Raw genomic sequence first — 17,766 nt, 5'->3', positions numbered from 1 at the left:
GAAATAATGAATAAATCACCGAAAAGAAGATTTATTACTGGATTTGATGGACTACGTACTTTAGGGGTTATAGGTGTTATTATGTATCACTTAAATCCTAATGTTTTTTCCGGTGGATATTTGGGAGTTCCAATTTTTTTCCTGATATCTGGATACTTAATCACGGATCATTTTTTTAATACTGTTGATTATGGTGGTTCATTTTCATTAAGTAATTTTTATCTAAGAAGAGTAAAAAGATTGTACCCAGGAATGCTATTCGTACTGTTGGCATCGGGTGCGTACATTGTTTTGTTTTTAAAGAACCTGCTATACCATTTCGATCAGATTTTCGTGACAAATGTTTTGAATGTTTACAATTGGTGGCAAATTTTTAATGGTCAATCATATTTTGAACGATTTGCTAACAATGAGTCACCGTTTACACATTTATGGACATTGTCTATTGAAGGTCAATTTTATATTATTTGGCCAATTCTGTTGATTTTGTTTAGTAAATTCCATGTTAAAAAGGGTCGCATTTTTGGGTTTTCTATGATTGTTTCCATTGCATCAGCAATTTGGATGGCAATTTTATTTAAGCCGGGCGTTGACCCAAGTAGAATTTACTATGGTACTGATACTAGATTATTCTCAATCCTTTTGGGATGTGGTTTGGCATTAGTTTGGCCTGCCGAAAAATTAAAAGAGGGTCTTAAAAAGTCCGATAAATGGAAATTGAACATTGTTGGTTTATTGTCATTAGCCTTAATGCTGTTGATGATTTTTACAATTAAAGATTCTGATCCATTCCTTTATCGTGGTGGTATGTTTATCTTCTCTGTTACAACATGTATCTTTATTGCGGTTGTGGCCCATCCAGATTCTATATGGAATGGCTTGTTATCGAACAAGGTTTTCCATTATGTGGGTTCAAGAAGTTATGGATTATACCTATACCAATTTCCTGTTATGATCTTTTTTGAATCTAAATTCAAAAATGTTGCAGATCATCCGATTTTATATCCGGTGATTGAAGTTATTTTAATTATCTTAGTAACTGAATTTTCATTCAGGTTTGTCGAACAACCTTTGGCACATGCTAAGTGGAGTGATGTTAAGAACTTCTTTAAATCTTCAACAGGGATTCAACGTGTATTGGCTTTAGTAATTGCTTTGATCAGTATTACAGGTTGTTACAGTGTGGTTAAGGCCGTTAGTGCACCAAATCCTAACGTTAACCACAGCCAATTGGCTAATAAGATTAATAAGAATGAAAAAGCTAATAAGAAAAAGAAACAACAAGCTATTGAGAATTTGAAAAAAGCTAAAAAGAAACAAAATGCAACAGGTAAGATGTCGGCGGCTGATTATGCTAGATATAAAAAGGCTGCTAAAGATCATCCAATTAATACTGAATTCGAAAAGTATGGTTTAACACAGATCGACTTGCAGAGATTAAAAGATGTACCATTAACAGCTGTCGGTGATTCAGTTATGGCTGATGGATCAGATAATTTCTTGAAATTGTTTGATGATAAGAAAGTCGTTGTTGATGCAGCAGTTAGTCGTCAATTAACTGCTAGTCTAGATATCTTACAAAAGTACAAAGATCAGGGTGTCTTAGCACCTAATGTTTTGATTGGTTTAGGAACTAATGGACCATTCAATATGCAACAACTTGGACAAATCATGTCGTTAGTTGGTCCACAACGCCATGTTTACTGGATCAATGTCCATGTTCCAACTAGACCATGGGAAAAGACAGTTAATGGCGTTTTAAGCCAAGCTCAAAGTAAGTATAAGAATTTAACCGTGATTGATTGGAATGGATATTCTAATGGACATACTGATTGGTTCTATGATGATAATGTTCATCCAAATCCGGACGGTTCAATGTATTACACATCCTTCGTGGCTAAGGAAATTTTGAAGTCATTGGATAAAAAGTAGAAGTAGAATAGGAATTTTTTATGGAATTAGAATTTTTAGGAACAGGCGCTGGCGTTCCATCAAAGGGTCGTAACGTTTCAAGTACAGCTCTAAAAATGCTGGATGAAAGAAACGAAGTCTGGCTGTTTGATGTCGGCGAAGCTACACAGCATCAAATTTTAAAAACGGCGATTAAGCCAAGAAAGATCACAAAGATATTTATCACTCATTTACATGGGGATCACATTTTTGGTTTACCTGGTTTATTATCTAGTCGTTCTAATCAAGGTGGAAATTCACCTTTAGAAATATATGGACCAGTTGGAATCAAGTTGTTTGTTGAGACCTCCTTGAAGGTAACCGGTAGTAGATTAAGTTATCCAATCAAATACATTGAGATGAAAAATGGCGGAGAAATCTTTAACGACAAAACTTTCACTGTATATGCAGGCGAATTGAAACATCGGGTGACTTGTTTTGGCTATCGTGTAGTTGAGAAACCAAGAACTGGTGAGTTATTAGTGGATGATTTACAAAAGTACAATATTCCCAATGGTCCGCTTTTCGGTCAATTGAAGGCAGGTAAGACGGTTACTTTAGATGATGGTACGGTTCTAAACGGTAATGACTTTATTGGTCCTGATAAGCCAAGTAAAGTTGTTACGATCATTTCTGATACCCGCTATACTCCGGAAATTGATAAATTGTCGCAAAATGCAGACGTAATCGTTCACGAATCAACTTTTTCTAACGATGAAAAGAAACTAGCTTATAATTATTTCCATTCGACTGCTACACAGGCGGCAGAAGTAGCCAAAAGATGTCATGCAAAAGGATTGATTTTGACACATATTTCTGCTAGATATACTGGTAGAGGTGCTTTAGTTTTGCAAAGAGAGGCACAAAGAATCTTTAAGAATACTAAAGTAGCTAGTGATTTTGATTTGTTTGAAGTTCCATTCAAATAGAAAAGAGGATGACTATGGTTGATTTATTGAATCAGACAGTTTTGGTCACAGGAGCATCTTCCGGAATTGGTAAAGATGTAGCTATTAATGCTGCCAAGTCTGGTGCTAATTTGATATTAGTAGCTCGTAATGAGGATAAATTGTTGCAGGTAAAGAACGAATGTATCCGTGTAGGCGCAGAGGGTGCTCATCATGAGTATTTGAGTGTTGATATGAGTGACCCACAACAAATTACTGAAGGCGTAACAAAGGCTTTTGAAATCACTGATGATATTGATGTCTTAGTTAACGCTGCAGGTTTTGGTGACTTTTCTCATTATTTAGAGACAGACTTTGATAAGATTGAAAAGATGTTTCGCGTGAACGTTTTAGGTTTAATGTTAATGACAAGATTAGTTGCTAGCAAAATGATTGATAATGGTCGCGGACATATTTTTAATGTTGGATCAATGGCTGGTAAGATCACGACTCCTAAGTCGGCAGCTTATGCAGCTACTAAAGCAGCTGTAATCGCGTTTTCAGACGGTTTAAGGCTTGAATTGAAACCACTAGGTGTATTTGTAACAACTATCAATCCAGGCCCTGTAGCAACCAATTTCTTCTCTGTAGCTGATCATAACGGAAATTATCTTGATTCGGTGAAGAATTTTGTGCTTGATCCGAATAAGTTAGCCTGGGAAATAGTTAATACGTTTAATAAAAATAAACGTGAAATTAATCGTCCTCGTTATATGGAATTAGCAGCAGTACTTTATAAATTAGCACCAAGTTTAGGGGATTATTTTGCTTCAACGCTTGGAAATCGCAAATAGAGGGTTAAAAAATGAGTAACAATGGTAAACAATCAAGATTCGTCATTGGATTAGTTATAGCTTTGATTGTGGTAATCTTTGCTGTGTTGAATGTAGATCCAGTTACAGTCAGTTTTGGTTTTACAAGAGTGAAGTTACCATTAATTATTTTGATTATTGTCTCATTACTTTTGGGAGCAGTGATCACATTGCTTTTAGCTAATACAGGAAATAAGAAAGAAAATAAACTTAATCGTCATGCACAAAAACAAATTTCCAACGTAAAAGTGTCACATGATAACCAAATTGCGGACGCTTTAAAGGAAAATAATGCAAAAAAGCAAACAAAATAGGATTTTTGCTTGCTCTAATGTTTTTATGATAGTATTATATTAAACGTTAGATTTGATTAAGTAATATAAATAAAGGAGTTTTTAAATATGGCAGTTCCAAAGAGAAAATCATCAAAACAAAGAAAACGTCAAAGACGTGCACATATTAAATTGAACACACCAAACATGCAATTCGACGTTGCTACTGGTGAATATCGTTTAAGTCATCACGTTTCACCATCAGGTATGTATAAAGGTGAAAAAGTTATCAGTGATAACAAAGAAGCTTAATTAAAAGTCAAGTCAATTGGTCTTGGCTTTTTTTTAATATTTTTAATTAGATGGGGAAACAACTATGAGAAGATTAAAGTATTTATTGTTGTTGGTTATTCCGCTATTCTTTTTAATGCTCTCAGGGTGTTCAAAATTAAGTTTATCAACGACTAAGAAGTCATATAGTGCAGATGGTTTAGTTGCTGTGGTTAAGGGTCAGGCTAATAATTATAAGAAGCTGACTTATACAATTAATGGCGAAACTAAGAAAGTAGCTGTAGACGGTGGACATTTTGCTATCTCTGTACCTGTTTCAGCAAGTGATCAGAATGTAAGAATCAAAGCTGTTAATGGTAATAATGGTAATAAGACAGAGACTAAGTTAGTTAAAGTGAAAAAAGCTAAGGCACTTGAAGATTACTTGACTTTTGCGCAGTCGTATAATTATACATTGCTATCATTAGGACAACAAAATGATCAATTGCAATTAATTTCTAAAAATGGAATTATTACGCATAAGAAGAATGATGGAACGAAGTGGTATTACAACGTTCAAAATAACCAATTAATGGGAATTGCAACAAAGTTCTCTTATAAAGATCTTAAATCTAAGACTGGCCAAAAGAACTTCGCTACAGATTTGATGATTGTTTCCAAGTTATTGGGAGCTGATGGTAAAAAAGTTTTAAAGGATTTTGCTAAGCAAACTAAAAATGCTGATAAGAATTCTACTAAAACTTCAATGAATCCAATCACTTCTAAGGGAATTAATTATAATATTAATTTGACGACTAAAGATTTCTATATGTACATTACTAAGTATTAATTTACTTATAAAATAAAAACTTCAACTCTGAAAATTGAGTTGAAGTTTTTTAGTTACATTTTAGAAGTTTTAAAAGCACAAAAAAACGCTTAAACTGAATTAAGCATTTTTTTCGGTCTTTGTTTCCTTAACAGAACTGTCGAGCATCAATGGAATTACACTGAAGATGACAGCGAATACTATACTAACAATGATAGAATAATTTGTATTGTAAGTTTGTTGGTTTAGGGCACCACCTATAAAACCGGCAACTTGTCCCAACATGATTGACCAGAAAATTACAGCAATATATCTCATTTCTTCCATCTCACTTTCTCAAGTAGTTTAGCACAAAATGGATTTTTACCCAATAAACTTCTGCTTGATTTTGATATAATTTTAAACAAAGGGGGCGGTAAATTGCAAGCCCAATTACAAGTCATTAGTAGTTATAGTTTATTACATAGTCCGGCCAAATTGACCGAAATAGTCGATCAAGCTAAGAAACTAGGTTATAAAGCTATTGCTTTAACAGATATTAATAATTTATATGGTTCGATAGATTTTTATAAATATGCTCGTAAAGCCGGTATCAAACCTATTATTGGCTTAACAGTTGAAACGCAGGGGTTGATTGATAACCAAAATAGTTATCCTCTGATTCTGTTGGCAAGAAATAATAGTGGCTATCAAAATCTTATTAAAATCTCTTCAATGGTCATGTCGGCTAAAGAGTCATTGGATTTAATAACTTTAGAGTTATACCTGAAGGACGTTTTTGTGATTACTCCGGCAAGTGGTGCAGAAATTATTGCAATCGACGATAAAAGAGATTATATCCAAAAGTTATTGGAATTAATTGATAAAGAAGCACTTTATTTGGGAGTAGGAATTTATTCTGAGCAGCTTGATAATGTCCGAGTTATTAAAGATGTATCTAAATTGAATGGCCTTAAAATGGCAGCCTTAGGCGATGTACGCTATATTAAAGCTGACGACCATCTAGCTTACCAGGTAGTCAATTATTTGCGTACAGGGCAGCATTTCGACAATTTGGAGCAAGTTGTGGAAACTGGAGATCATTATTTACGTCCAGCAACTGATTTTATGTCTGATTTTTCGGAAGTTGATATGACAGATGCGGTAGAAAATACCGGTTATATTGCTGATCAGTGTAATGTTGAGATTGAATTTAAAGAGACAGAATTACCTGAATTTGAAACGCCTGATGGAAAGTCTTCAATACAATTCCTAACGGAATTGACACAAAGAGGTTTGAATAAACGTCTAGTAGGCCAGATTCCTAAAGAATATGTTCAAAGATTAGATTATGAACTTGGTGTCATTGATAAAATGGGCTTTTCCGATTACTTCTTGATTGTTTGGGATGTTATTAAACATGCCCATGAAGTTGGAATTAAAACAGGACCTGGACGTGGTTCGGCAGCAGGTTCGTTAGTCTCGTATTGTTTGGGAATTACTCAAGTTGATCCAATTAAGTATGATTTGCTTTTTGAACGATTTTTGAATCCTCAACGAGTGAATATGCCGGATATCGATTTGGATTTACCAGATAATCGACGTGATGAGATGGTTATGTATATGCATGACAAGTATGGTTCCGACCATATGGCACAGATCATCACATTTGGAACTTTGGCTGCTAAGATGGCGTTACGTGATATTGCTAGGACTTTTAGTCAAACACAATTTCAAATGTCACAGTGGTCGAATGCCATTCCTAAAAAATTAAATATAACTTTGCAAGAATCTTTTGATGAATCCAGTGCTTTGAGAAACTTGGTCAATAATTCACGTGAAAATGAGTTGATCTATCAAGTGGCTAAACGAATCGAAGGTATTCCACGTCATTATTCCAAGCATGCTGCAGGAATCGTTTTAAGTAAGAAAAAGATGACCGATATTGTGGCCGTTCAACTAGAAGACGATGGTATCAATTTAACCCAGCAGACTAAGAATAACGTTGAAAGTGTTGGATTGTTGAAGATGGATTTCTTAGGCTTAAAGAATTTGACCATTCTAGATAAAGCCATTCAAATAATTTCACGCGATTATGGTCGAGAATTTATTCCAGAGAAGATACCGTTAAATGATCCTAAAACATTAAAATTATTCCAAAGAGGCGCTACTGACGGAGTTTTCCAGTTTGAATCAGATGGTATTAGAAGTGTCTTAAGAAGGCTTGTACCGACTAGTTTTGATGATATTGTGGCAACTAATGCACTGTATCGTCCAGGTCCGATGCAAAACATTGCTACATTCATTGCAAGAAAGCATGGTCAAGAACCAGTAACTTATCCAGATAAATCTTTGGAAGATTTATTGCGACCAACTTATGGTATTTTGGTGTATCAAGAGCAAGTTATGCAAGCATCGTCACAAATGGCTAATTTCTCGCTGGCAGATGCGGATATCTTGCGTCGAGCTATTAGTAAAAAGAATGAGAAGTTAATTGAAGAGAACCGACAAAAATTTATTAACGGTGCTATTGGTCAAGGGCACAGCAAAGAGTCAGCTGAAAAGGTTTATCAATATATTGAGAAGTTTGGTAACTACGGTTTTAATAAATCACATGCGGTTGCTTATTCAATGATTGCTTTTTGGTTAGCCTATATCAAGGTTCACTTTGCAGATGCTTTTTTTGCTTGTTTGCTGAATTCTAATTTAAATAATGAGAATAAAGTTTCGACCTATGTGCAGGATGCCAAAGATCAACAAATTAAAATTTTAAATGTTGACATCAATCAGAGCTCCTATGAGTTTAGTTCGACTAATAAAGCGATTCGGTTCGGTCTATTAAGCGTCAAAGGAATGCGTCGTGATTTGGCTCAGTCAATTGTTGAACAAAGAGAAAAGAATGGGCCGTTTACGAGCGCTTTAAATTTTTTACAACGAATAGATCCGAGATTCGTCAAGAATGATTATTTGGAACCTTTGATCTTAGCAGGGGCTTTTGATTCATTCAATAAGAATCGCAAGGAATTACTATATGATTTTCGAGATTTAATTGAAAGCATTCAATTGGCAGGTAGTAATCTGTCATTGTTCGATGTCTTGGATCCCAAAAAACATGAAGTCGATGATTTTACCTTGACGGAAAGATTGAACCAGGAAAAAGAATATTTGGGTGTTTATGTTTCAGGACATCCAGTTGAGCGATACCGTAGTAAGTTATTAAATATTTCCACAAAAAAAATATCTGAACTGAAAATGATTCAAAATATTTCTGTAAAAATTTTGGGATTAATTAAAAATTTACGAGTTATTCGAACTAAAAAAGGTCAAAGAATGTGCTTTATGACAATTGAGGACGAGTCCGGTAGCATCTCAGTAACAATTTTTCCTAAAGTTTTTCAAAGGATTGAAAATATGGAATTAGATGGTAAAATTTTCTTGTTCGATGGTCACAGTAATGTAGGTCAACGAGGTGACTTAGAGTTTATCGCTGATCGACTAAGTGATCCTAAACAATATACGGTTCAATTACCAAGTGAAAAACTTTATCTTCGGGTTACAAAAAGCCTTGATACACCTGATAATTTGGAGAAATTATATCGTTTGATCGAACATTATCCTGGAAAAATGCCAGTCATTATTTATCGGGAAAAGAAGAAGCAAGCATTACTATTGAAATCTAATCGTTGGATAAGCTTTAATAATAATGTGCAGAGTCAATTGAAAGATTTCTTAGGCGAAAAGAGTGTTTTCTTAAAAAAAGACTAACAAATTTGCTTAAAAAACGTTTTCAGCTCTACAAAGTAACCTATAAAAATGTTATATTTGATTAGGTTTTGTTTTAGAAACAAATAATTTTGGAGTGTGAACAAATGAAGCGTATTGGTATTTTAACCAGTGGTGGAGATGCCCCTGGTATGAACGCTGCTATTAGAGCAGTCACACGTAGAGCCATTGATAAAGGGCTTGAAGTGTTTGGTATCAATTATGGATATGCTGGTTTGGTTGCTGGTGATATTTTCCCACTAACAAGCGAAGACGTATCTGACCGTATTCAACGTGGTGGTACATTCTTGTATTCTGCAAGATATCCTGAATTTGCTAACGTAGAAGGTCAACTCAAGGGTATTGAGCAATTAAAGAAATTTGGAATTGATGCATTAGTTGTTATTGGTGGAGATGGTTCTTACCATGGTGCATTGCGTTTAACAGAGCATGGTTACAACGCAATTGGTCTACCAGGAACAATTGATAATGATATTCCATTTACTGACTTTACAATTGGTTTTGATACAGCTGTATCTACTGCTGTTGATGCCATTGATAAGTTGCATGATACTGCTAGCTCCCATGAAAGAACATTTATTGTTGAAGTAATGGGTAGAGGTGCTGGTGACGTGGCTCTTTGGGCTGGTGTTGCCGGTGGTGCTCAAAAGATTATCGTTCCAGAACGTGATTTTGACATCAAGGAAATTGCTGAAGAAGTTAAAGAAGGCCGTCAAAACGGTAACAAGAACATGATTATTGTTTTGGCCGAAGGTGTTATGCATGCTGATGACTTCAAGAAGGAATTAGATAAATATGGTGATTTTGATTCACGTGCTACTGTTTTAGGACATGTACAACGTGGTGGTTCACCAACAGTTAAGGATCGTGTCTTAGCAAGTAAGATGGGTGCTTATGCTGTTGATTTGCTTCTTGACGGCAAGGGTGGTCTTGCTGTTGGTATCGAAAACAACAAGATTACTTCTCATGACATTCTTGATTTGTTCGATAGCAAGCACAAACCTGATTTATCACTATATGACTTAAATGAATCTTTAAGCAGATAATTTAAGCATATAACGTTTTAATTTGTTACAATAAACGATGAAAACAAGAAAAGGGGATTCTCGATGAAAAGAACTAAAATTGTAAGTACACTTGGACCTGCCAGTAACGATGTTGACACAATCGTTAAGTTGATTGAAGCCGGAGCTAACATCTTCCGTTTCAACTTCTCACATGGTGATCACCCAGAACATAAAGCTCGTATGGAAATGGTACACGAAGCTGAAAAGATTACAGGTAAAACTGTAGGTATCGTTCTTGATACTAAAGGTGCTGAAATCCGTACTACTGTTCAAGAAGGTAACAAGTTTGAAGCTAAGATTGGTCAAACAATCCGTATCTCAATGGATGACTCATTAACAGGTACTCCAGAAAAGATTGCTTCTACATATCCTGGTCTATATGATGATACACATGTTGGTGGTCACGTATTGATCGATGATGGTCTTGTTGACTTGAAGATTACTGAAAAAGATGACAAGAACCGTGAATTGGTTACTGTTGTTCAAAATGACGGTATGATCGGTTCAAGAAAGAGTATCAATGCTCCTGGTGTTGAAGTTCGTCTACCAGGTATCACAGAAAAAGATTCAGATGATATTCGTTTTGGTTTGGAACAAGGTATTAACTTCATCTCAGCTTCATTCGTTCGTAAAGCTCAAGATGTCCTAGATATTCGTGCAATCCTTGAAGAAAAACACTGTGAATACGTACAAATCTTCCCTAAGATCGAATCACAAGAAGGTATCGATAATATCGATTCTATCCTTAAAGTTTCAGATGGTTTGATGGTTGCCCGTGGTGATATGGGTGTTGAAATTCCATTTGAAAACGTACCATTCGTTCAAAAGGCTTTGATCAAGAAGTGTAATGCTCTTGGCAAACCAGTTATCACAGCTACACAAATGCTTGATTCAATGCAAGAAAACCCACGTCCTACACGTGCTGAAGTTACTGATGTTGCTAACTCTGTTCTTGATGGTACAGATGCTACAATGCTTTCAGGTGAAAGTGCTAATGGTGACTACCCTGTTGAAGCTGTTGCTGCTATGGCTCGTATCGACGAACGTACAGAACAACAATTAGACAAGAATAACTCACTTGCAATCCAACGTTTCGAAGATTACAAGGGTTCAAACGTTACAGAATCAATCGGTGAATCAGTTGTTAGAACTGCTGAAGAACTAAACATCAATACAATCGTTACAGCTACTAAGTCAGGTTACACTGCACGTATGATTTCTAAATACCGTCCAAGTGCTGACATCCTAGCTCTAACATTTGATGAAACTACACAACGTGGTTTGACAGTTAACTGGGGTGTTGATCCAGTTGTTGTTGACAAGCCAGAAAACACTGATGAAATGTTTGACTTAGCTGCTAAGAAAGCTCAAGAACTTGGCTTTGCTAAGGAAGGTGACTTGATTCTTGTTGTTGCCGGTGTTCCTGTTGGTGAAAGTGGTACAACTAACTTAATGAAGGTTCAACTAATTGGATCAACATTGGTTAAAGGCCAAGGTGTTGGTGAAGAATCAGTTGTTGGTAATGTTGTAGTTGCTAACTCAGCTGAAGAAGCTAACAAGAAGGTTAACGAAGGCGACATTCTTGTTACAAAGATGACAGACAAGGATTACCTACCAGCTCTTGAAAAAGCTAGTGCCGTTGTTGTTGAAAACGGTGGTTTGACATCACATGCAGCCGTTGTTGGTATTGCTATGGGTCTACCAGTTGTTGTTGGTGCTAAGAATGCTACATCACTTGTTAAAGATGGTGACACTGTTACTGTTGATTCAAGACGTGGTGTTGTATACAAGGGTGCTTCACGTTCACTTTAATTTTTAAATGAAGTAAACACGTTTTAAAACATAAATTGACTGAAAGAAACTGACGAGTTTCTTTCAGTTTTTTTGTGTTTGCGGTAATATCATATTAATAGAGATACTGAGGTGAAAAATTGTCAAATAAAGATGTTTTAGTATTTGAGATCGAACAGGCGAAAGGAAAGCCTCGAGATATTAAAAAGAAGAGGGATTATTGTCCTTTCTGTGATAGAGAAAACTTAACTAATATAATTGAACAAAAGGGTGATATGATTTGGTTAGAAAACAAATTTAAGACTCTTAAGGATACTAATCAGACGGTATTAATTGAATCAAGTGATCATTATGGTGATATTTCTAATTATTCAATTGCTAAGAATCGAGAAGTTTTTGAATTTGTTTATCACTGTTGGAATGAAATGATTCAGAGTGAGAAATACAAGAGTGTTTTGTTGTATAAGAATTTTGGCCCCATGTCGGGTGGCTCATTACGTCATCCACATTTTCAAGTGATAGGTTTAGATAAAGTTGATGGTTATAAGCATATCGAAGCTGAAAATTTTACTGGAATGAATGTATTTAATTCAAAACACATTAATGTTAATGTTTCGGAAAAACCAATCATGGGATTTGTAGAATTCAATGTAGTTATCAATAATCCTAAATACATTGATGATTTAGCTGAATTCACACGTGTAACAGTTAAATATGTTTTGGATGACCTTTATGGTGGTAAGTTTGACTCTTACAATTTGTTTTTCTATAAAATTGGACAAAAGATCATTTGCAAAATTGAAGCTAGATATGTAGTTTCACCATATTTTGTAGGTTATCGTCTGTCGCAACGCGATGGTGATAAGCAGGTGAGAGGTATTGCGGCTGTTTTATTGCAAAGATTGCAAAAAAATGCTCATAGTTCAGAAATTGAAAATCCAGAATAAATTAAAAGATAAGGTTTTTTAAACTTGGTTGTAACTAATACCAACTAATATATTTGAAATATGCTGTTGTCCACAAAAAAACTATGGTCCACTGGAACGTGGTGGATACGACTTCAAGCTATGAGGCCTACAAATTTTTACCACCGCTTGGTCCTTAGTTCTAGTATTATCTGGTGTTTTAAATCTACGAATATAGAAGCTTTAAATCAAAAGAACGACTTCCATTAAGTATTCAAGATAGATCCTTTACTTGAATTTCTTAATAGAGGTCGTTTTTACTTTACAAAATTACGTATTAAACACATTCACACTTTAACCAGAGTTGAGTAGGAATCACTTTTTTATATTAGCTTCGGAGTAAAAATGTTATGTAACCCTAAATAAAGAACAATTAAATCTATTCAATCCAATTGTTCTTTTTAGCAATATTTAAAGCTTCAATCCGAGAGTGGGTACCAGTTTTACTGAGAATGGAAGAAATGTAATTTCTGACTGTTCCATTGGAGAGAAAAACACTGTCGGCAATTTCTTGGGTTGATTTTCCCTGAGAAAATTCCTTCATAATTTTCAATTCCTGAGGGGTTAAGGGATTCTTGACTGCTGTTAAAATAGTTGAGACCAAATTTGAATCGTAAATAGTTTGACCATCTAAAATCTTATGAATTGTATCAACTAGCTTATCGGTAGGGCCATCTTTTAATAAATATGCATTCACTTGAGCAGCTACGGCCAGTTCAAAATAGATTTTGCGAGCAAAGGTTGTAAGAATAACGATTTTTAAATCCTGCTTTGTTAAACGAAGTTCCTTAGCAACCTCTAAACCAGTCATTTGAGGCATCTCAATATCTAGAATTGCTACGTCTGGTTTTAAGGAAATTATTTCTTTAAGGGCTGTTTGTCCCTCGGTCGCATTTCCGATAACGGTAAAATCATCTTCTAAATTAAGAATCGCGGAAAGAGCTGAGTTAAGCATTTCTTGATCTTCAGCGATATAAATGGATGTCATAATTACTCCTCTTTTGGAACAGATATTTTTATCAACACGCCGTGTTTGGATTCTATTTCAATTTTACCATCAATTTTATTAAGACGCGTTTTCATGCCAGTTAAACCAAATGTTTGACGATTATTCGACTTTTGGAAACCTATTCCATCATCTTGAATTCTTAGTAAGTAGTTGTTTTGATCTTCCTCAAAGATGAGGTTCATCATATTAGCTTTGCTGTACCGAATGACATTTGTAGTAGCTTCTTTAATGATGGCAGATAAGACGTGTTGAACCGCTTTCGGCCAATCAGCTGATATTTCTTCGTTGACCGAATGTTGCCTTATGTCAGCAACATGTAAATTATTTTCTTCCTCAATCATGGCACTGGCAATAGTTTTTCCGTTGAGATCGGCAACTATTTTACGAACTAAATTCAAATCCTCACGAGAGGTTTTAGAAATATCTTGCAACTGCTGTTGAGCCTTTGTAGGATCTTTATCGATTAATTTAGAAGCAAGTTCAGCCTTGAGGGTAATGATGGAAAAGGATTGACCAATGTTATCGTGTAAGTCTTTGGCAATTCTGTCACGTTCGTTCTGTTTAATAATGGATTCCAGACGTTTGTTGTTTTTCTTAGTTTGATAGTTACGGCGATAAGTGTTGGCCAATGATCTGGCTGCAAGAGGTGAACCTATTGTAAAAGTTAAAGTAATAATTACACCTATGAATCCATAACTATTCATCACTGGACTAAAAAGTACGAATGATGTAATGCAGCTTAGCGAAATTATTAGAAACATAGCATAATATTGAAAGAATTTTTTAGATTTTAGCGGTAATGAACCAATTTCCCATGCAGTGTAAATGAAGAACGTACCGCCACCATCAGGAAATAAAATGACAAAATAGACGGCAATAGACAATTGTACGAGAAGATCTAGCCACAGATAGGGATTAATCCAGTAGCCATCACGATAAAATTTGAGAAAGATGATCATTAAAATTAAATGCCACCAATTAAAATGTGGCTCATGAGCCAAAAGCTGGGCTATCATAAGAAATAATGAAAAAACCCAAAAGTAGGGCATAAAGCCCAGTCTTTTTGGGAATAAAATTTGTCTCTGTATGAAGTTCTTCATTGCGTAACAAGTCCTTTTTCTTTTTGAATTTTGTTTACTGTAAATAGAATCAAGAAAATAATGAAGGACCAAATCAACAGATTAATAAAAGGACCAATATGTTGAGTCGTCTGATGTAGAATATTTTTATCAATAACGGATAATTGATAAGTGGGCATTACTTTACCAATGTTTTGTAACCAAGTAGGCATGATATTAATGGGCCACCATAATCCACTTAGAATTGCCAAAGGAAATACTACCAAGTTTGTTAATAAATTAACAGTATTAGGTTTTCTAGCAAATGAAATTAGTACACCAATTAGAATTAATAATATGGTACCTAGAAGATTGATTGAAATTAATTCAAATAGTAGTCCGATTGAGATACTGACATGATTAACGATCATTGCTACTGTAGTAAGTGCAATAGAGGATACTAGATTCAAAGTGATAAGAACAATTGACATGGACCCATAGTATTGAAAATTTGAAAGGGGACTTAGCATGACAAATAATTTGAAATTAGACATTTGGTCTTCTAAGAGTGTATTTGCTGTAGTGATAATCCCACCTAACATACAGGCATAAATCATCATACTAACTAAATAGTCTTTATTCCAAACTTTGAGATAGCTAACAGGCACATTACTTACGAGAATTTTAGTATACAGGATATAAAAAACGATTGGTAGTAACATATCAAAGAAAAAGAAGGCTTTATTTCTGAGGACTATACGTTTGAAGTTGATTTTAGTTTGAAAGATAAATTTATTCATGATTATTCTCCTTGTAGTTAAGTAATAGCGTGTCCAAAGTACTTTGTTTTACTTGTAAATTGTCAATTGCTTTTAAGTAAGGTGTTAGTTCAGTGATTAATTGATTAACATCGTTAGTAATAATTTGAAAATGATGTCCAATCAGATTGATTGAGATTACATTTGCTAAATTTTCGAAGTCAATTTGATTCAATTCACTGTCGAATTCAACCAAACTTTGGCCTTCACGACTACGAAGTTGTTTGATTGTACCGTCGAAGGCAATAGTTGAGTTCTGTAAAATTAAGAATCGGTCTGCAATGTTTTCTAATTCTTCTAAGTAATGGCTAGTAACAAAAATTGTTTTACCAGATTTTTTCAATCGATCAATTTCTTGCCAAAATTCATTTCGGGCGTTGCTATCCATGCCGACCGTAGGTTCATCAAGGAAAAGTATTTCAGGATTACCAGCTAATGCTAATGCAAAAGCCAATCGACGCCTTTGACCACCGGAAAGTCCAGTCATTAGATTGTTTTGATGATTATTTAGACCAGAGATGTTCAGGAGTTCTTCGTATGAAAGTGGTTTGTCGAAATAACTACGGGTTAGGCTAATAATTTCTTTAACAGTAATTCGATGCAATACGATATTATCTTGCATCATAACACCGGTAATTTGTTTCCAATTTTCATTAGTTAGAAATTTAATCTGACCAGAGGTTTGAGGAATTAGATTTAAAATAATATTGATTAAAGTAGTCTTTCCGGCACCATTTGCACCAACTAAGGCAATGATGGATGATGATTCAATTTGAAGATTGATATCTTTTAAAATAACTTTTTTGCCAAAGGATTTGTTTATATGTTGAATTTCTAAAATAGTCATATGATTAACCTCATCTCTTAATTGAATAACTTTATTTTAAGAGAATTGGCTGTACAGCAATAGTAAGCAATGTCATTAATTTATATGACAAATGTCATGTTTTTTGTATTATTAAATGTTTTACGAAAACATAAACATCAAAAAAATCTCCAACCCTAAAAAAGTGGACCGGAGATTTTAAAGAACTATTATGCTTCAGGTTTATAATCTTTATCAATAACTAAAACAGGTTTGATTGTCTTACCACTAATTGAATCAGCATCAGCTTCGTTAATTTGATCAAAATCATAGAATTTTTCAGTTAAATCAAATGGGAAGACACCCATCTTGTAGAATTCAATTAGACGAGGGATATCAATTTGAGGAATTGAATCACCCATATTGACACCGACAATCTTCTTATCGTCAACACAGAGATTATTCCAAGTACTCAAAGTGATGTTATGTGGAGTAACGGCAATAGTTGCAGTTGTACCACCTTGTGTTAAAGCAGCGATTGAATCTTTCATAACTTTTTCAACACCGGTTGTATCAACGGCCCAGTCGACACCTAAACCATTAGTGATTTTCTTGATGGCTTCAACAGCATCTTCATTTTTGCTATTAACGGTATCAGTAGCACCCATCTTTTTAGCTAGTTCCAAACGTGAATCAACAATGTCTACAGCGATAACTTTGACACAACCTGAGATTTTACCAGCCATCATTGCAGCCAGTCCAACGGCACCTGTACCAAAGACAGCAATTGTATCACCGGGTTTTGGTTGAAGGGTATTGAAGACTGTACCACTACCAGTTACGTAGCCACAGCCAAGAGGTCCTAATTTTCTTAAGTCAAGGTCATTAGGAACCTTAACAGCATTTCTCTGTGAGATTACTGTATGAGTTGTGAATGAAGATTGATTAAACATATCACTAACGTGATGACCATCTTCAGTGAAGTGATCAGTGCCATCAGGACGTGTTCCTGAAAGATTTGATTTAGCATAATTGCGACATTGTGTTGGTTTGCCCTTTAAACAATTGTCACACTCACCACAGGAGTAGAAGGACATAATAATGTGATCACCAGGCTTGAAGTTCTTAACGTTTTTACCGACTTTTTCAACAATTCCAGAACCTTCATGTCCTAAAATTACTGGGAAACTAAATGCGGCATCACCTTTACGTAAGGCTTCATCAGAGTGACAAATGCCAGATGCAACAACTTTAACTTGTAGACCGTCGTCCTCAAGATCGGCCAATTCAACGTCATCTTTAATAACAAATGGATCATTTACTTTATCAACAACAGCAGCTTTAATTTTCATAACAAGAAACCCCCTTCCATAAAATAAAACATTTTTGAAAACGCTTACTAAATAAGAAA

The 17,766-nt window shown here is 34.9% G+C and carries 16 protein-coding genes; 10 read left to right on the top strand and 6 right to left on the bottom strand.

The genetic code is table 11. The features are described from left to right. Nucleotides 1-6: 6 nt before the first annotated feature. The 6 genes from FD33_RS02105 (at nt 7) to FD33_RS02080 (ending at nt 5,101) form a co-directional block, all read left to right on the top strand. Nucleotides 7-1,932, top strand: coding sequence for an acyltransferase family protein (locus FD33_RS02105; protein WP_025085310.1), 1,926 nt, complete (start codon nt 7-9; stop codon nt 1,930-1,932). Between the two features lie 20 nt (nt 1,933-1,952). Then, nucleotides 1,953-2,879 (top strand): ribonuclease Z, encoded by a 927-nt coding sequence (gene rnz / locus FD33_RS02100; protein WP_025085311.1) that lies wholly within the window; start codon nt 1,953-1,955, stop codon nt 2,877-2,879. A 14-nt stretch (nt 2,880-2,893) separates the two neighbouring features. Then, nucleotides 2,894-3,691 carry an SDR family NAD(P)-dependent oxidoreductase gene (locus FD33_RS02095; protein ID WP_025085312.1) on the top strand — a complete coding sequence of 266 codons (798 nt, stop codon included), beginning with the start codon at nt 2,894-2,896 and terminating at the stop codon, nt 3,689-3,691. An 11-nt stretch (nt 3,692-3,702) separates the two neighbouring features. After that, the gene (locus FD33_RS02090; protein WP_025085313.1) at nt 3,703-4,023 is read left to right on the top strand and encodes a lipopolysaccharide assembly protein LapA domain-containing protein; all 321 of its coding nucleotides are present in this window, start codon (nt 3,703-3,705) and stop codon (nt 4,021-4,023) included. Between the two features lie 87 nt (nt 4,024-4,110). After that, a complete protein-coding gene (gene rpmF / locus FD33_RS02085; RefSeq protein WP_025085314.1) occupies nt 4,111-4,293 on the top strand; it encodes a 50S ribosomal protein L32 in 183 nt (60 codons plus the stop codon). Nucleotides 4,294-4,357: 64 nt separating this feature from the next. Next, a complete protein-coding gene (locus FD33_RS02080) occupies nt 4,358-5,101 on the top strand; it encodes a hypothetical protein (protein ID WP_056955710.1) in 744 nt (247 codons plus the stop codon). A 99-nt stretch (nt 5,102-5,200) separates the two neighbouring features. Here the strand turns inward: FD33_RS02080 and FD33_RS02075 are convergent, their stop codons facing one another. Beyond that, nucleotides 5,201-5,407, bottom strand: coding sequence for a YjzD family protein (locus FD33_RS02075; RefSeq protein WP_082397480.1), 207 nt, complete (start codon nt 5,405-5,407; stop codon nt 5,201-5,203). 93 nt (nt 5,408-5,500) lie between these two features. Here FD33_RS02075 and dnaE point away from each other — a divergent pair, with 93 nt between their 5' ends. From dnaE to FD33_RS02055, 4 genes are all read left to right on the top strand, one after another. Next, complete coding sequence (gene dnaE, locus FD33_RS02070) at nt 5,501-8,824, top strand: DNA polymerase III subunit alpha (protein WP_025085485.1); 3,324 nt, start codon at nt 5,501-5,503, stop codon at nt 8,822-8,824. A gap of 104 nt (nt 8,825-8,928) precedes the next feature. Beyond that, on the top strand, nt 8,929-9,888 hold the full coding sequence (gene pfkA, locus FD33_RS02065; RefSeq protein WP_054642294.1) for a 6-phosphofructokinase: 960 nt from the start codon (nt 8,929-8,931) through the stop codon (nt 9,886-9,888). A 63-nt stretch (nt 9,889-9,951) separates the two neighbouring features. Next, the gene (gene pyk, locus FD33_RS02060; RefSeq protein WP_025085486.1) at nt 9,952-11,721 is read left to right on the top strand and encodes a pyruvate kinase; all 1,770 of its coding nucleotides are present in this window, start codon (nt 9,952-9,954) and stop codon (nt 11,719-11,721) included. A gap of 119 nt (nt 11,722-11,840) precedes the next feature. Then, a complete protein-coding gene (locus FD33_RS02055; protein ID WP_025085487.1) occupies nt 11,841-12,647 on the top strand; it encodes a DUF4931 domain-containing protein in 807 nt (268 codons plus the stop codon). 397 nt (nt 12,648-13,044) lie between these two features. Here FD33_RS02055 and FD33_RS02050 read toward each other — a convergent pair whose 3' ends face one another. From FD33_RS02050 to FD33_RS02030, 5 genes are all read right to left on the bottom strand, one after another. Beyond that, nucleotides 13,045-13,653 (bottom strand): response regulator transcription factor, encoded by a 609-nt coding sequence (locus FD33_RS02050; RefSeq protein WP_025085488.1) that lies wholly within the window; start codon nt 13,651-13,653, stop codon nt 13,045-13,047. Nucleotides 13,654-13,655: 2 nt separating this feature from the next. After that, nucleotides 13,656-14,774 (bottom strand): sensor histidine kinase, encoded by a 1,119-nt coding sequence (locus FD33_RS02045; RefSeq protein ID WP_025085489.1) that lies wholly within the window; start codon nt 14,772-14,774, stop codon nt 13,656-13,658. Then, a complete protein-coding gene (locus FD33_RS02040) occupies nt 14,771-15,532 on the bottom strand; it encodes an ABC transporter permease (protein WP_025085490.1) in 762 nt (253 codons plus the stop codon). The genes FD33_RS02045 and FD33_RS02040 overlap by 4 nt, the downstream gene beginning before the upstream one ends. Beyond that, a complete protein-coding gene (locus tag FD33_RS02035) occupies nt 15,525-16,397 on the bottom strand; it encodes an ABC transporter ATP-binding protein (protein ID WP_025085491.1) in 873 nt (290 codons plus the stop codon). The genes FD33_RS02040 and FD33_RS02035 overlap by 8 nt, the downstream gene beginning before the upstream one ends. Nucleotides 16,398-16,585: 188 nt before the next feature. Continuing rightward, complete coding sequence (locus FD33_RS02030) at nt 16,586-17,707, bottom strand: NAD(P)-dependent alcohol dehydrogenase (RefSeq protein ID WP_025085492.1); 1,122 nt, start codon at nt 17,705-17,707, stop codon at nt 16,586-16,588. Nucleotides 17,708-17,766: the final 59 nt, after the last annotated feature.

This window comes from Companilactobacillus paralimentarius DSM 13238 = JCM 10415 (assembly GCF_001434985.1).
Lineage (GTDB): Bacteria > Bacillota > Bacilli > Lactobacillales > Lactobacillaceae > Companilactobacillus > Companilactobacillus paralimentarius.
The sequence above is the reverse complement of the archived record's forward strand: the minus strand, read 5'-3'. Positions and strand labels throughout refer to the sequence as shown.

Bases quoted from the DNA above. Each gene is read 5' to 3' on its own strand.
- FD33_RS02105 (WP_025085310.1), top strand. From the start codon at position 7: ATGAATAAATCACCGAAAAGAAGATTTATTACTGGATTTGATGGACTA.
- rnz (WP_025085311.1), top strand. From the start codon at position 1,953: ATGGAATTAGAATTTTTAGGAACAGGCGCTGGCGTTCCATCAAAGGGT.
- FD33_RS02095 (WP_025085312.1), top strand. From the start codon at position 2,894: ATGGTTGATTTATTGAATCAGACAGTTTTGGTCACAGGAGCATCTTCC.
- FD33_RS02090 (WP_025085313.1), top strand. From the start codon at position 3,703: ATGAGTAACAATGGTAAACAATCAAGATTCGTCATTGGATTAGTTATA.
- rpmF (WP_025085314.1), top strand. From the start codon at position 4,111: ATGGCAGTTCCAAAGAGAAAATCATCAAAACAAAGAAAACGTCAAAGA.
- FD33_RS02080 (WP_056955710.1), top strand. From the start codon at position 4,358: ATGAGAAGATTAAAGTATTTATTGTTGTTGGTTATTCCGCTATTCTTT.
- FD33_RS02075 (WP_082397480.1), bottom strand. From the start codon at position 5,407: ATGGAAGAAATGAGATATATTGCTGTAATTTTCTGGTCAATCATGTTG.
- pfkA (WP_054642294.1), top strand. From the start codon at position 8,929: ATGAAGCGTATTGGTATTTTAACCAGTGGTGGAGATGCCCCTGGTATG.
- pyk (WP_025085486.1), top strand. From the start codon at position 9,952: ATGAAAAGAACTAAAATTGTAAGTACACTTGGACCTGCCAGTAACGAT.
- FD33_RS02050 (WP_025085488.1), bottom strand. From the start codon at position 13,653: ATGACATCCATTTATATCGCTGAAGATCAAGAAATGCTTAACTCAGCT.
- FD33_RS02045 (WP_025085489.1), bottom strand. From the start codon at position 14,774: ATGAAGAACTTCATACAGAGACAAATTTTATTCCCAAAAAGACTGGGC.
- FD33_RS02040 (WP_025085490.1), bottom strand. From the start codon at position 15,532: ATGAATAAATTTATCTTTCAAACTAAAATCAACTTCAAACGTATAGTC.
- FD33_RS02035 (WP_025085491.1), bottom strand. From the start codon at position 16,397: ATGACTATTTTAGAAATTCAACATATAAACAAATCCTTTGGCAAAAAA.
- FD33_RS02030 (WP_025085492.1), bottom strand. From the start codon at position 17,707: ATGAAAATTAAAGCTGCTGTTGTTGATAAAGTAAATGATCCATTTGTT.